The sequence below is a fragment of the Streptomyces rimosus genome, from assembly GCF_008704655.1.
In the GTDB taxonomy this organism is placed as follows: domain Bacteria; phylum Actinomycetota; class Actinomycetes; order Streptomycetales; family Streptomycetaceae; genus Streptomyces; species Streptomyces rimosus.
Genome location: NZ_CP023688.1, coordinates 6,025,454 through 6,040,062, shown reverse-complemented (window position 1 = coordinate 6,040,062; position 14,609 = coordinate 6,025,454). Strand labels below are relative to the sequence as shown.

Genomic DNA, 14,609 nt, shown 5'->3' with positions numbered 1-14,609 from the left:
GAAGGGGAGGCATTGAGGGAAAGGGCGCTGAGGGTAGGAGCGCTGTTTGGTGAAGGGCCCTGAAGGGAGGGGCTTGGGTGTGCCTCTCCTGTGGATGGGCTCACTCAACCGTCCGTACGCGCCGCGCCGTGTGCCCCTGACGCTCCTCTGTCGCCCAAACCGGCCAGTCTTACGCGCCTTTGACATACACGGCGCTCATCGCCGCACGGGAGGGCGTACGAGCCACTGTGCGCGCCCCGCGTCCGTACGGGCTTACGATCCGCTCCGCGCGCCCCGCCGTCTCGATCCGCGCCCCACACCCCACACCACCAGAACCACCAGCACGCACCCCCCGAACTGGCTCGCCGTGGGCCGCTCGCCGACCGCCACCCCGAGACCGATCGCCATCACCGGTTGCAGGAGCAGCAGGGCCGCGCCGACGTTTGGCGCCAGGCGCGGGAGCGCCGGCGTCATCACCAACCAGGCCAGCACCTGTCCGACGAGGGCCAGCGCGGTCAGCCAACTCCAGGCGCGCGCGTCGAGGGAGAAGTCGATGCCGGTCCACGTCCCGCCGAGCAGCGCGGCGGCGCCCGCGGCCGCCGCGGTGGACGTGCACACCGGGCCGACCGTATGGCCCTGGCCGCCACCGAGCCGCATCAGGAAGAGGTAGCCCGCGTACCCGAAACCGGCGACCAGACCGAATACCGCGCCGGTCACCGGGTCGCTGCCCGCCGCCGGAGCGCCGACGGCCCCGCTGGCCAGCGCCACTCCCAGCAGCATGACGGGCGTCGCGACAACGAAGCGCCGCGGTACGGGAGTACGGGTGAACACGCGCGCCAGCAGCGGGAAGATCACCACCTGGATGTTGACGACCACAGTGGCGATGGACGCGCCCACGCTGTGGATCGCCGCTGCCCAGAAGACGTAATCGATGCCGAGCAACACGCCCGCCGCCAGGTCCAGGCGCCGCAACCGCCAGGCCCGCGGCCCCGCCGTCCGCCGCTCCGCGAGCGCCAGCGGAACCAGCACGAGGAGCGCGATGGCGCACCGGAAGAACGCCGCCGTCCCCGCGCTCGTACCGGACAGCTTGACGAAGACGGCGGAAGCGGAGATGCAGAGGCTGCCGGCGAGCACCATGAGTACGGGTTTTCCGGGGGTGCCGGTGCGGGGTGGGTGCCCGACCCGGGGGCTGGGATGAGATGGGTGTCCGACGTGGGAACCGATGCGAGACGGGTGCTCACCGCGGGCGTTGGTACGGAGCGGAATCCCCCTACCTCCGCCACCTCCGCGCGGGGCCTCCCCGTCCCCGCCGGTCTTGCCCCGGACCTCGCTGCCGCCCCGTATATCCCCGTCATTCCCTCGAACCGTCATTCCTCCACCCTGGCCGCCCCCACCCCTGAACAAAAGCGACGATCTGTCATCACAACTCAGTAGTTCCACTAACGCATTGCCGATCCGATCCGTCGCTAGCCTGATCTGATGATCAACTTGGAGCGGCTGCGTGCCCTGGCCGCGGTGGACACCCACGGTTCCATCGCCCGGGCAGCACGGGCCCTGCACATCACGCCATCCGGCATGAGCCAACAGCTGAGCAAGCTGGAACGGGAATGCGGACACCGCCTCACGGAACCGGAGGGGCGCAGCGTACGGCTGACCCACGCCGGCCGGGTGCTCGCGGAACACGCGGCCGCGGTCATGGCCCAACTGGCGGCGGCCGAGGACGATCTGGCCGCGCTGGACGACGAAGTGCTCGGCCCGCTCCGGATAGGCGCCGTCGGCAGCGCCATACGGACCCTGCTGCCGGCGACGTTGGCCGCGCTGACCACGCGCCATCCCCGACTCGCCCCGACGGTGCGCGACGGCGAGGTGGCCGAACTGCTCCCCGCCCTTCTGCGCGGCGACCTCGATCTGCTCCTCATAGAGAACTGGTCGAACCGACCGTGGCGCCTGCCGGAAGGCGTGGCCGTCCGCACGCTCGTTACGGAAGAGGCGCGGGTGGCGCTCCACGAGGCGCACCCGCTCGGCGACCGGCCCGTCCTCCGCCTCGCCGACCTCGACGGCGTGGCGTGGGCGGCCTGCCCGCCCGGGGCCGAGCCGCGCGAAGCGCTCGTACAGGCCCTGCGTACTTGCGGCATCGAGCCGGACCTCCGGTACAGCATCAGCGACCATGCCACTCAGCTCACCTTGGTGGCCGCCGGGCTGAGCGCCGCGCTCGTTCCCGCCACGGCCTGGCGCCAGGCCCCACCCGGCGTCCGTTTCCTGCCGACCGATCCGCCACTCCGGCGCGACGTCCAGGCGGCCTGGCGCCCCGGTACGGAGACTCCGCCCGTACGCGCCTGCCTCGACGCCCTCGCGCACGTGCCCGATCGACTCGGCGATCTTGGCCCCGGCCTCTCCACCGAACCGGCACAGTCCGAACCGGCACGGCCCGATCCGGCACAGTCCGAACCAGCGCAGTCCGAACCGGAACCATCCGAGCCGCACACCGAGTCCGCCGGCCCCACCGACCTCGCGGCATCCACGCCGCCGGCTCAGCCGCATCCCCCACACAGCCCAAATCTCACCGCCACCGAGAACCGAACGCGCGGAAGCGACGTGGGTTAAGTTGGCCACTGCTGACGCAAACGCCAGCGCCGTGAGCGGCGGAACCCGTACTCAAGGAGGGGCAATTCATGGCAGATTCCGACATCCCGGGCCATGTTTCCGGCCAGCCGCCCACACCTCCCCCTCCCCCGCCGCCACCTCCGCCCCACGCGGGCATGGCGGACAACGGATCGCGACCGGTTCCGTCCACCACGGAGGAAGCGCTGGAAATCGGCCGGCACCACTTTCCGGAGGTCGGTTCGCCCGGTGGCCCGTCCGGCCTGTTCGTCCACGAATTCGACGTCGGCTACCTCGTACGCGCGAGCTGGCCGGCCCCGGCGGACCCGCAGGCGCCACCGGCCAACCCGGGCGGCAGCAACGTGGCCATCTCCAAGATCAACGGAGATGTGACCTTTCTGCCGAACCATCCTCCGGAAGAGGCCGTGAAGATCTACCACCGGTGGTATCGGCCCAGCGGGTCGTGAACACGCAGGGCCTGACGGGGCGGGACCTGTCGAAGCAGGGCGGCCGCCCTCCGGCGCCCGCACCGATGTCCGGCCTCGTACGGGCCCTTGGCAACATCTAGACTTTGGCATGAACATCTCTTTGGGTAGCACCTGAAGAAAGCACGGACAACTCGGGGGCGTTGTGGGAGCAGGTGGATTCCAGACCGAGGTGGAGTCCCTGAAGGCGGAGGGCACCAACTTCGTCAAGCTGGGTGAGGACTTCCAGGCCTCGGTCGTGCGGCTGATGGACGGGCTGAGCGCGCTGGGCGCGGGCCCGCCCGCGACGCAGCCGGCGGGCGGTGGCCAAAAACAGCCGGAGAAGTCGTTCGGCGAGCAGTTCATAAGCGGACTGACGACGTTCGACAGCAAGGCGGACATGCCGCCGTGGGGCGACGACGACATCGGCGAGAAGTTCGGCGTGGTCTACGAGGGCGTGCGTGACGGCATGTACGAGTCGATGGGCCATCTGTCTTCGAAGCTCCAGGAGATCGGCAAGGCGCTGCACTCCATGTCCAGGAATTACGCGGAGGGCGAGGACTTCAGCGACTCGCTGATCAAGCAGCACGTGCCCAACCCGCAGGGCTCCGAGTCCTCGGCCAGGCTGGTCACGCGTCTGGACGGGCCCAGGACGCACTGACGGGCCGCCGGCCCGCAAGGCCCCGGGAAGGCCCGGGAGGCGGTGGGCGGCGTCGGCCGCAGGGTTGCCTGCCGCCCGCAGGCAACCGGCCGCCACCGCCCACGGCCTCGCCCGGCTCGCCGCCGTCCGCCTCACCACCGCCACCGCTCCCGCCGGTCACCGGCGGGCTGTTCACGCACGTTCACGGGGGAGTTTCGTCGTGTCTCTCATGCTGCCGGATCCGCTGGAGTGGGTCCTGGACATGCTCGGCTTCAACTGGCCGCATGCCGACGAGGACAAGCTGATCCAATGCGCCCAGGTCTGGCGCCAGTTCGCCAACGAGGTCGCCGGCCACCAATCGCGCGGCAACAGCGCGGCGGGCAACGTGCTCGCCGCCAACACCGGCGACGCCATCGACGGCTTCAGCAAGACGTGGGAGAAGTTCGGCGACGGCTCCGGCTACTTCGACGACGCCCGCCAGGCCGCCGAGGTCATCGCCTTCACCCTGGAGGCCGCGGCCGCCCTGGTCATCGGCATGAAGATCGCCGTGATCACGCAGCTGGCGATCCTGGCCGCCGAAATCATCGCCGCCCAGGCCGCCGCCCCCTTCACCCTGGGCCTGTCCGAGATCGGCGCGGCGGCCGGCACGCTCGCCACCCGCGAAATCGTGCGCCGCATCCTCAAGGAGGTCGCCAAGCAGCTGCTGGACGCCATCATGGAGGCGGCCAAGGAACCGGTGATCTCCGCGCTGGAGGCCATGGCCTCCGACCTGATCGCCCAGACCGTCAACCAGAACTTCGGCGCCCAAAACGGCTACGACCTGGGCCGCACCACCCAAAAGGGCGTCGAGGCCGGCAAGGACGCCCTGAAGAACACCGGCGAAACCCTCGGCGAATCCCTGCGCGACGGCGCCGGCCACCGCGCCGGCCACCGCGCCCGCCACGGCCTGGACACCGCGGCCGGACACGGCGATCACGGCGGCGGAGGCGGGACGGGCGGCGACGGCGGGGGGTCCGGGGACGGCGGCGGTTCGGGAGACGGGGGTGGCTCCGGCGGCGGCAGCCGCTCGGGCAGCGGTTCGGGATCCGGCTCGGGCAGCGGGGACGGTGGCAGCGGCTCGGGTTCGGGCAGCGGTACGGGGGCGGGCGCCGGTACGGGCAGCGGGTCGCACTCCGGTGGCGGATCCGACGCGGGCGGCTCCGGCACCGGCGGGCACGGGGCCGGCTCTGGCTCGGGTTCTGGGTCTGGTGCCGGCAGCGGCTCCGGTTCCGGCTCTCACACGGGTACGGGCGCGGGCGGCGGCTCCCACACCCCCCGCGCGGGCGACACCGGCACCGGCACGCGTCCGGACGGCGGTACGGACACCGGCTCCGGCCACCCGTCCCCCGCCGCCTCCGACCGCTCCACCCCCAGCCCGGACGGCAACCGCGACGTCCCCCGCGCGGAGCCCCTGCCGCCCCCGGACCAGCGCTCCCCCTTCGACGCCGGTTTCCAGGGCGGCAACGACCACAACCCCTACAGCGGCACCGACGCCGGACCCCACGGCACCGACGCCACGTCTCACAGCACCGACGCCGGACCCCACAACTCGGACACCGGAACGTCCGGCTCCCACACCACCCCGCCCGCCGAGCACCACACCACGCCGGACAACATCACCACCCAGCCCGCCCCGGACACCACCCCCGACGCCGCCCGCCCCAACCCCGACCACAACCCCAACAACGTCACCACGCAGCCGGCCCCCGACCACACCCCCGACACAGCCCGCCCCAACCCCGACCACAACCCCAACAACATCTCCACCCAGCCCGCCCCGGACACCACCCCGGACCACGCGCGCCCCGCTCCCGAGGCGGCCAGCACCCACCCGACGCCCGGCCCCAGCCCCGAGCCGGTCAGTACCCAGCCGGCGCCCGACACCACCCCGGATGCGGCCCGCCCCACACCGGACCACGCCAGCCCCCAGCCCGCCCCCGGCCCGTCCCCCGACGCCTCCGCCGCTCCCCAGCAGCACTCACCGTCCGTGGACCCCGTGGCAGGCAACCCGCCCAGCAACACCAGCGACAGCAACAACAACAGCAGCTCCGACAGCCCCAGCAGCGGTGGCGGCGGCCGCCCGTCCGTTCCGCACGTGGGCGTGCCCTCACAGGGCGCCCCCGTTCAGCACTCGCCGGCCACCAGCCAGCCGATCCAGCAGCGCGACCCGGCCCCGGGCGACCCCATGCCGACGGTGGACGAGAGCGACACCTCCGTATCCACCCAGTCGGCCGCCACCATGACCGCGCCCCCGCCCACCCAGCACAGCACAGACCCCAACGCCGGCACCCCCACCACCCCGCAGCAGCCGCAACAGAACACCCCCCAGTCCGCAGGCCCGGCCATGGGTACCCCGGCCATGCCCCCGCACGCCACCACCCCCGGCCCGACCACCGCACCCCCACGCGGCAGCACCCCCTCCAACCCCAACCGCCCCACCAACGCCGCACCCTCCACCGGCACCAACCGCCGCCCCGACGGCTCCCAGGCGATCCGCGACGTCACCCAGCAGCGCGACCCCGAGCGCCCGGCCTATAACCCGCGCCTGGACGGCCCGCGCCGCGACACGCCGGCCACGCCGCCCGCCGACACCCGCCGCCCCGACGGCACCCAGGCAATCCAGGACCACACCCAGCAGCCCCGCCCCGAACGCCCGCCGCACAACCCCCGCCTCGACGGCCCCGCCCGCCCCAACGACACCAACACCCCCACCCAGTCCCCAACCCACCCGAACCCGAACCCGCATTCCCCCAGCTCCCCACCCGCCAACACCCCCCACCCCCACCAGCCCACTCCGCACCAGCAGCAGGCTCCCCAACCGCAGCCTCCGCATCAGCAGCCCCACCCCCAGCACCCCCCGCAGCAGCAACCGCACCAGCAGCAGAATCCATACGCCCAGCAGCCCACCCCTCAGACCCAGCCCAACCCGTACCAGCAACACGCGCCTCAAACCCAGCCCAACCCGTACCAGCAACACGTTCCACAGACCCAGCCAAACCCGTACCAACAGCCGGCACCCCAGCAGCAGCCCCACCAGCCCACTCCCCACCACCAGCCTCAGCCCCACCAGAGCCACCCCAACCCCAACCAGCCAACCTTCCAGAACCACTCCACCACCCCCACACCCCAACACTCCCCCCAAACCGCACAGCCCCACCCCCACCTCCAACCGCACCCTCAACAGCAACCGCCCCACCAGTCCCCCCAACCCCACCCCCTCCCCCACCAGAACCAACAACAGCCACACCAGCAGCCCCCTCAGCACGCCCCCAACCAGCCCCCCGCTCCCCACCAGCCCCCACACCAACCCCCCGTCCCCCAGAACCCCAACCGCCCGAGCATCCAGCACGTCCGCGCGAGCCTGAACCACGAGCCGAGCGGTCTGTACTCGCCGTACCCGCACGACCAGCAAGCGCTGCTGAACGTTTTTCCGCGCAACCCCGACGGCACCCCGCGGGCGTTCAACGACCCGTTCCAGTCCTGGGCGCAGTACCAGAACGACGGCGGCCCCACCGTGCTCGGCCGCTCCAACAACTGCGCCGACTGCACCCGTTCCTTCATCGAGTCCTGGTACGGCAACCCGCAGGTGTCCGCGGTCCGTACGTACGATCCGGACGGCAAGGGCGGCATCGACCGCGCCTCTGGCGAGCGTGACGGGACCCGCAACATCGAGCAGTGGGCGGGCACCCAGTTCCGCAACTCCGGCCCGAACTCCCACGACGCCTACTCCAACATCGCCGACGAACTGCGCCAGGCCGGCCACGGCGCAGCCGCCGCGGTCCTCGTCACCTGGCCCAAGAACCCCGACGGCTCAGGCGGCGGCGCCCACGTCTTCAACGCCGTCAACCACAACGGCCGCGTCATCTGGGTCGACAGCCAGACCGGCGAAATCAGCCAGCAGCCCATCAACACCGCCGCAGACGGCGTCTGGCACCTCACCCTCGACGCCAACCGCAACCCATACGACCCCACCAAGGCCCAAACCCAAACCCCCCAGCAACAACACCCCCACACCCAGCCCCAACCACAGCCCCACCCCCAAAACCAGCAACACCCGCAGCACCAGCCCCAGCACCAGCACCACCCGCAGCCGCAGCCGCAGCCGCAGCCGCAGCCGCACAACCCGTACCAGCAACAGAACCCCTACGCCCAGCCTCAACCGAACCCTTACCAGCAATCCCACCAACCGAGCCCCTACCAGCAGCCCCACCAGCCCGGCCCGTACCAGCAGCAAGCTCCCTACGCACAGCCGCACCAGCCCAACCCGTACCAACAGCAGGCCCCGTACGCCCAGCCCCACCACCAGCCTGCTCCGCAGCACCAGCCCAACCCGTACAGCCAGCAGCAGCCACCGCACCAGTACCCGGGCGCCCCCTCCCCCGACGGCCCCGGGCACGAGGAGCACGGCGAAAACAACCAGAACCACCCCGACACCCGGGCCGACGCCCCGAACCAGAGCGACACCGCTCCCCACCCACACGACGTCCCCGGTTCACACGACGCCCCCCACGGCAACGACACTCCCGACCACGACCACCCCCCGACCCCCACCTCCGAAACCCGCAACCGCGAACGCCCCGGCGGGCTCGACGGCCCCTCCGACGAGCACCAGCAGCGGGTCGCAGACGCGATCCCCCGGGACGAGAACGGCAATCCGGAGCACCACCCGGACCCGAACAACGGCGACTGGGTCAACCGGATCAACGAACCCGGGTCCGACGCCCCGGGCCGCAACAACAACTGCGTGGACGCCGCGCTCGCCACGGCCGACACGTACTCCGGCAATCCCACCGCCGCGGCGCACCGCACCCCTGACCTCAATTCGGACGGCACTCCTTCCGACCGCGGCGAGCGCAACGGCCGCGACCGCATCGAGAACACCCTCGGCGCACGCTTCAACGACTACGGCAACGGCCGCGACGCCTTCAACCGCCTGGAGAACACCCTTCGCCAGGCCGGTCACGGCTCGCAGGCGGTCATCATCACCCAGGACCGCCACGGCCGCGCCCACGCCTGGAACGCCGTCAACCACCAGGGCAAGATCACCTACGTCGACTCCCAGACCGGACGCCGCAGCGATCAGCCTCTGCACAGCGGCGATCACGGCGTGCACGCGGTTCCTCTCGGCCGGGACCGCCGGCCGGTCGCCGAGAAGGGCCACCCGCCTCAGGCGGACGCCGGTGGCGCCCGGAGGCCGGCCGCCGAGCCGGCGGGGAAGTCGCCGCCGGAACAGCCGGGTGGCGGCCAGGAGAATCCGGCTCCCAAGAAACCCAAGAAGCGCACCGCAGCGGAGACGCGTAACGCGCTCCAGCAACCACTGGACCACCAGGCCGCGGAGGGCACGCCGGGGTACGGACAGGAGCAGGGGCCGGATCACACCGCGCAGGGCATGCTGGGCGATGAGGCGCAACAGCGGTTCCGTAAGACCCACGTGGTCCGGCAGGTGAACTGGGACACGGTTCTGGGCAACCTGAACCACTGGGCGGACCGGGACGCGCATGGTGATTCGCCGCTGGGTGCGGTGATGGACCACCTTCGCGAAAAGGGCCGGGTGGACGAGGCCGATCTGGAACATCTGCTGGGCGACAGGTACACGAAACTCGGGAGGGACGACAGGCTGGCGACGGTCTCCTGCCTTGCTCGCTTGAGTTACAACTACCATGCGCAGCACACCCGGATCGACGGACATGACATCAACCCGGAGGGCCTGCAGCATCACCGGGACCACAAGCCGTCCGAGGGTAATCTGAGCGACGCTCGCGGGCGAGCGATCGAATACGTGGCTCAGCAGAACGTCCCCGTGCCGGACGAAATGACGCCGCAGAGTGCCAGGCAGTACCGGAAAGACCTGAGGGCCGAACGCACACGCATCAAGAATCTGCTGGAGTCGAAGCAGGGCGACCCGGCGGCTCTTCCGGACTTCTCCGGCCGGAACTACGCGGTTTTCGAGGTGACGGAAACCGTCGGGGATACGGAGCGGGTGCATTTCATCGTCGGCTCCTCCGTGCCGGCCGGGGAAGGCGTGCCGAATCCGGATCACTCGGAACCCGCCGCCGGCGAGGGGCTGCGGCAGCTGGATCCCAAGACATTCCGGCGCACCGCGATGTTCACCGAATTCGAGCCCTGCGGTAACTCCGGCGATCTGGGCGGTGCGGCCTGCGCTCATTACCTCAGTGAGAATCTCGACCGCCCGGCGGGAGCCCCTCGTGTGCCACATGGCGAGATGAAGAAGCAGGGGCTCCTGGTCGACCCGGAAAAGAAGAGCGAGCTTGAAGTTTCATATGGCACCAACTATCGCTACGGCCCATTCGCCGTCGGTGAAACAACGAAGGAGGCCCAGGATGCGGTGAAACAGGGCTGGAAGGACGACATGGATCGGGTACGCGGTGAACTTCTCCGCATCTGGATCAAGGTGCACGAATAGTCGACGGCGTAGTAGCGTTCCCGCGAAGGACCGACTGAACGAATGGAGTCGAGCGCCGTGTCCCGTGAAGCTGTTACCACCCGGCTGTCGGAGTGGCTTCGGACACCGGACCGGCGCCACCTGACGCTCCCTGTCGCCGGTCCGGTCGGTGCCGGCAAGACCTCGTGTGTGGCTGACGCGACGGCGATGGCCGGCCAGGGCGAGTTCCCGGTTGTCACCCACTACGTCGACTGCCGGGGCCGCACCGCGGACGCCGTGGCCACTGAGCTGATCACTTCCTGGGGTTTCGACGAACGCTTCATACGGACCCGCAACGCCCCGCTGGGTGATGCCTTCCGGCAGCGGACGCACGGCCAGGAGAGGGCGGTCGTCGGGTTCGGCAACGTCCAGTGGGCCGGTGTCACGGCGACATCGACGGAACCGGAGCGGGTGCTGCGGCACGTCATCGTTCCCCTGCTGCGCAGCGCCGGCTGCCCGGTCGCCGTACTCGTCGAGACCGACCATCCGCAGGAACGCGTTCCGCTGGCATCGGTTCTGGAAAGCGAGGATCTTCCGGCGTTCGAAGCGCCGGATCCCGGCGCGTCCGCGGGCCACGATCTTGACGACGCCCTCAGCCGTTTCCCGCAGTTGCGGGCTCTGGCCGCAGCCGAAACCCGCAGCACACCGCTCACCGTCTGGTCCGTGTTGTGCACGGCCCTTGACCTGCCGGGCGACCCCGCGGACTTGCGCGCCGCGGTGAACGCCCTCCCCGGGCTCCTCACGGCGACGCCAGGTACAGCGCAGCCCGACCACGCCGGGGGAACGGGCGAAATTCCGGGCAGAGGTCCGGACGAAGCCGCCGGGGAAACAGCTGACGCCACGCACGTCGCCTTCGCCACGGACGGCATACGTCATCTTCTCCGTGGCCATCGCCCGCTGAGCCCGGCGGAACTGCCCCGTATCGCCGATGCTCTCCTGGACCGTTCGCTCCGTCTTCCCGGAGCGGCTGTCCCCTGGCGCGGGCACGACTCCGTCGCACGCTATGCCGCCGACACGCTGCCTGTGCACTGCGCGGCTGCCGGGACTTTGCCCGAGCTGGCACGCGAGCCCGGATTCCTCGCGAATGCCGACCGGCTCGCCCTGCTCACCGGATTGGCCCTCAGCTTTCCCGACGGTATCCCGCAAGGGCATCCCGCGCTCGATGTGCACTATCTGGAGGAAGCCGGCGTCGAACCGGACACCCACGAGGAGTGGGTGTCCTGGCTGCACTGGGCCTTGGTGAACCGCGGGGCCACCGACATGGCCGCCCGGCTGGCGCAGTCGGCCGGCGACCTGCCGTGGCTCACCCGCTGGTCGCACTGGCGCCCGTACGCCCTGTTCGGTCCTTCAGCGGAACACGACGCCGCGCGGGCCGACGAGGCCGTCGTGGGCGTCGCGCACGGTATGGACGTCGTCGCCGGCCAGTTGGAGCTCGACGAGGACGACTTCGACGGTGACGCGGGCGCGGATGCGGACGAGTGGGTCCTGGAACGCCTGTGGAGGCTCGACGACGGCACACCGCTTGAGGAAGCCGTCCAGGTCGCGCTGTACTACGACGACGAAGGTGACGTCGAGCACGCGGCAGGCCGCGTTTTCGAACCGGTCGAGGTGCCGGACGAACTGGACAGCCGCCCCGCTCCGCGAGCTCCTTCCTCCTCGTCGTGTCTGGCCGTGGCGACCGACGGAACGCTGGTCTACGGCGGCCACGGCGGCGTCTACGCCCTCAGCGTCCCGGACCCGGCGCGGGTGACGTCAGCGCCTCGCTGGCGCTCGCTTCCGCTGCTTCACGCCCACGGCCGAGCGGCGACGTGGCCGATGCCGGTCGAGTTGCGCGCGGGCGACCTGCAGCCGCAGCGGTGGTACGAGTCCGCGTTCGGGCGAGGAGCGTGCCGTGTCGTCGCCCGTGCCGACCTTCCGGAGGGAATCACGCACCCTGGCACCGTGCGTTTCCTGACCGAGGTGGGCCTGCCCGACTTCGACGGCGCTCTCCCGTACGTCTCGTTCGTCCCGCCGAACTCACTCACCGAGGCCACCGACAACCCCCTTGCCGCTCGGGCTGTCGGCCCAGGGCCGTTCTTCCACTTGGGGACGTGGGCAGGTGCGGGGCTGTTGCTGGACGGTTCGTCCGGACGGATTCATTTGGCACACAGCGAAGGCGCGGTCGAGGACCATCTCCTCAGCAGCGGTCTGCAACAACTGTGCACACTGCTCGCCCTGTCCAGGCTGCGGGCCGAGAGCGGCTTCACGGTGTGGGCGGAGGAGCTGGACGCGAAGCGCAGTCTGCGTGCATGGGCACAGGAGCTCGACCCGGACGCCGCTTCCCACCCCCACTGGGCCGCTGTGCTGTCGGGGCAGTGGGACGACTCCGACATGCTGTGACCCGTCATCCGCCGTACTTTCCTGCCGTATTCCGGCCGGTCGTCCAGGTGCGGCACGGGGCCCCTGCGATGCGCAACGGTGGTTGCCCGGCACGCCGGGCAACCACCGCTCGGGCAGTTCAGCCCCGCCCCGCCGCAATCTGCCGCGACATGATCGTCGTCAGTTCGTATGCGGTGTGGGAGGCGGCGACCGAGGTGATCTCGGCGTGGTCGTAGGCGGGGGCCACCTCTACCAGGTCGGCGGAGATGAGGTTGCAGGTGGAGAGGCCGCGGAGGATTTCGAGGAGTTCTCGGGAGGTGAGGCCGCCTGCTTCGGGGGTGCCGGTGCCGGGGGCGTGGGCGGGGTCGAGGACGTCGATGTCGATGGAGATGTACAGGGGGCGGTCGCCGATGCGCTGGCGGAGCTGGTCGGCGATCTCGTCGACGCCGCGGCGCATGACGTCGGCGGAGGTGACGATGCCGAAGCCCATCTTCTCGTCGTCGTCGAGGTCCTTCTTGCCGTAGAGGGGGCCGCGGGTGCCGACGTGGGAGAGGGCGGAGGTGTCGAGGATGCCTTCCTCGACGGCGCGGCGGAACGGGGTGCCGTGGGTGTACTCGGCGCCGAAGTAGGTGTCCCAGGTGTCCAGGTGGGCGTCGAAGTGGAGCAGGGCGACCGGGCCGTGCTTCTTGGCCATGGAGCGCAGCAGGGGCAGCGCGATGGTGTGGTCGCCGCCGAGGGTCATCAGGCGGGCGCCGGTGTCCAGGAGGTCGTCAGCGGCGGCCTCGATGGTCTCGACGGCCTCGTTGATGTTGAAGGGGTTGGCGGCGATGTCGCCGGCGTCCGCGACCTGGGCGAGGGCGAAGGGGGACGCGTCCTGGGCCGGGTTGTACGGGCGCAGCAGGCGGGACGCCTCACGGATGGCGTTGCCGCCGAAGCGGGCGCCGGGGCGGTAGGAGACGCCGGTGTCGAAGGGGACGCCGACCACCGCGACGTCGGCCGTGCCCACCTGGTCGAGGCGGGGCAGGCGGGCGAAGGTCGCCGGGCCCGCGTAGCGGGGGACGCGGGAGGAGTCGACGGGGCCGACGGGTTCCTGGGAGGCGCCGGAGGCGGCGGATGCGGTGGTCATGAGGCCGAGGGTAGGGAGCGGGGCCCGGCGTGCCCATGGACATTTGTGGTGATGTGCCGCCGGTCGATGGACATCACGTCCATCGGCGGGTGCTTCAAGGGACAATGACCTCATGCCGATACTGCCGCCTGCTCCCAGCCGCACCGAACTCGTCGACCATCTCGTACGAACCCGGATCGCCGGTGAGGTCGCCACGCCGCGCGAGAACAACCTCGATCACTACCGCAAGCTGGCCAACGGGGACCGCCACTACTGGCTCGGGCTGGAGCTCGGGGACCGCTGGACCGATGAGCAGGACGTGCTCGCGGTGATGGCGGAACGATGCGGCGTCATCGACGACACCCGCCACCGGATGGGCCAGGACACCATCGACCCCGAGCTGACGGTGGACGCTCTGGAGCGCGCGGCCGCCCGGCTGCGCAAGGCCGCCGCCGGGCGGGAGCGGGTGCTGTTCGCGACCGGCCATCCGGGCGGGCTGCTGGACGTGCACCGGGCCACCGCCGAGGCGCTGCGCGCGCGGGGCTGCGACATCGTCGTCGTACCGGACGGGTTGCAGGCGGACGAGGGTGTGGTGTTCCAGTTCGCCGACGTGGCGATGCTGGAGCGCGGCGCGACGCTGTGGCACACCCACTCCCCCGCGCCGATGACCGCCGTACTGGACGGGCTGGAGCGGGCGGGCCAGGCGCTGCCGGACCTGGTCATGGCCGATCACGGCTGGGCCGGGTGCGCGGGTCAGCGCGGGCTGGACGCGATCGGGTTCGCGGACTGCAACGACCCGGCGCTGTTCCTCGGCGAGGCGGAGGGCACGCTGCAGGCGACGATTCCGCTGGACGATCATGTGCTCAGCCCGCGGTACTACGACCCGCTGACGGCGTATCTGCTGGATGCGGCGGGGTTGCTGGGCTGAGGCGAAAGCGGCGGCCTTCGGGACGCACCCACGCCGCCGCCCCCTCGTTCTCA

Annotated in this window: 8 protein-coding genes; 6 read left to right on the top strand and 2 right to left on the bottom strand. The window is 71.0% G+C overall.

The genetic code is table 11. From position 1 onward, the window contains the following. Window positions 1-252: 252 nt before the first annotated feature. A complete protein-coding gene (locus CP984_RS26185) occupies window positions 253-1,116 on the bottom strand; it encodes a DMT family transporter (RefSeq protein ID WP_003980160.1) in 864 nt (287 codons plus the stop codon). A 342-nt stretch (window positions 1,117-1,458) separates the two neighbouring features. Between CP984_RS26185 and CP984_RS26180 the strand changes: the two genes are divergently transcribed. The 5 genes from CP984_RS26180 (at window position 1,459) to CP984_RS26160 (ending at window position 12,544) form a co-directional block, all read left to right on the top strand. Next, entirely contained in the window at window positions 1,459-2,583 is a 1,125-nt protein-coding gene (locus tag CP984_RS26180) for a LysR family transcriptional regulator (protein WP_003980161.1), read from the top strand. 68 nt (window positions 2,584-2,651) lie between these two features. Next, on the top strand, window positions 2,652-3,047 hold the full coding sequence (locus CP984_RS26175) for a hypothetical protein (protein ID WP_030182994.1): 396 nt from the start codon (window positions 2,652-2,654) through the stop codon (window positions 3,045-3,047). Between the two features lie 190 nt (window positions 3,048-3,237). Next, window positions 3,238-3,705 (top strand): hypothetical protein, encoded by a 468-nt coding sequence (locus CP984_RS26170; protein ID WP_003980163.1) that lies wholly within the window; start codon window positions 3,238-3,240, stop codon window positions 3,703-3,705. A gap of 208 nt (window positions 3,706-3,913) precedes the next feature. Next, window positions 3,914-10,147: a toxin glutamine deamidase domain-containing protein gene (locus CP984_RS42660; RefSeq protein WP_263407374.1), complete on the top strand. Its 6,234-nt coding sequence runs from the start codon at window positions 3,914-3,916 to the stop codon at window positions 10,145-10,147. 168 nt (window positions 10,148-10,315) lie between these two features. After that, on the top strand, window positions 10,316-12,544 hold the full coding sequence (locus tag CP984_RS26160) for an SUKH-4 family immunity protein (RefSeq protein WP_129820902.1): 2,229 nt from the start codon (window positions 10,316-10,318) through the stop codon (window positions 12,542-12,544). A gap of 118 nt (window positions 12,545-12,662) precedes the next feature. On the opposite strand, the gene speB is transcribed toward CP984_RS26160, so the two are convergent. Beyond that, on the bottom strand, window positions 12,663-13,649 hold the full coding sequence (gene speB, locus CP984_RS26155) for an agmatinase (protein ID WP_003983287.1): 987 nt from the start codon (window positions 13,647-13,649) through the stop codon (window positions 12,663-12,665). Between the two features lie 112 nt (window positions 13,650-13,761). Between speB and CP984_RS26150 the strand changes: the two genes are divergently transcribed. Beyond that, complete coding sequence (locus CP984_RS26150; protein WP_003983286.1) at window positions 13,762-14,556, top strand: phosphatase; 795 nt, start codon at window positions 13,762-13,764, stop codon at window positions 14,554-14,556. Window positions 14,557-14,609: the final 53 nt, after the last annotated feature.

Bases quoted from the DNA above. Each gene is read 5' to 3' on its own strand.
- CP984_RS26185 (WP_003980160.1), bottom strand. From the start codon at position 1,116: ATGGTGCTCGCCGGCAGCCTCTGCATCTCCGCTTCCGCCGTCTTCGTC.
- CP984_RS26180 (WP_003980161.1), top strand. From the start codon at position 1,459: ATGATCAACTTGGAGCGGCTGCGTGCCCTGGCCGCGGTGGACACCCAC.
- CP984_RS26175 (WP_030182994.1), top strand. From the start codon at position 2,652: ATGGCAGATTCCGACATCCCGGGCCATGTTTCCGGCCAGCCGCCCACA.
- CP984_RS42660 (WP_263407374.1), top strand. From the start codon at position 3,914: ATGCTGCCGGATCCGCTGGAGTGGGTCCTGGACATGCTCGGCTTCAAC.
- speB (WP_003983287.1), bottom strand. From the start codon at position 13,649: ATGACCACCGCATCCGCCGCCTCCGGCGCCTCCCAGGAACCCGTCGGC.
- CP984_RS26150 (WP_003983286.1), top strand. From the start codon at position 13,762: ATGCCGATACTGCCGCCTGCTCCCAGCCGCACCGAACTCGTCGACCAT.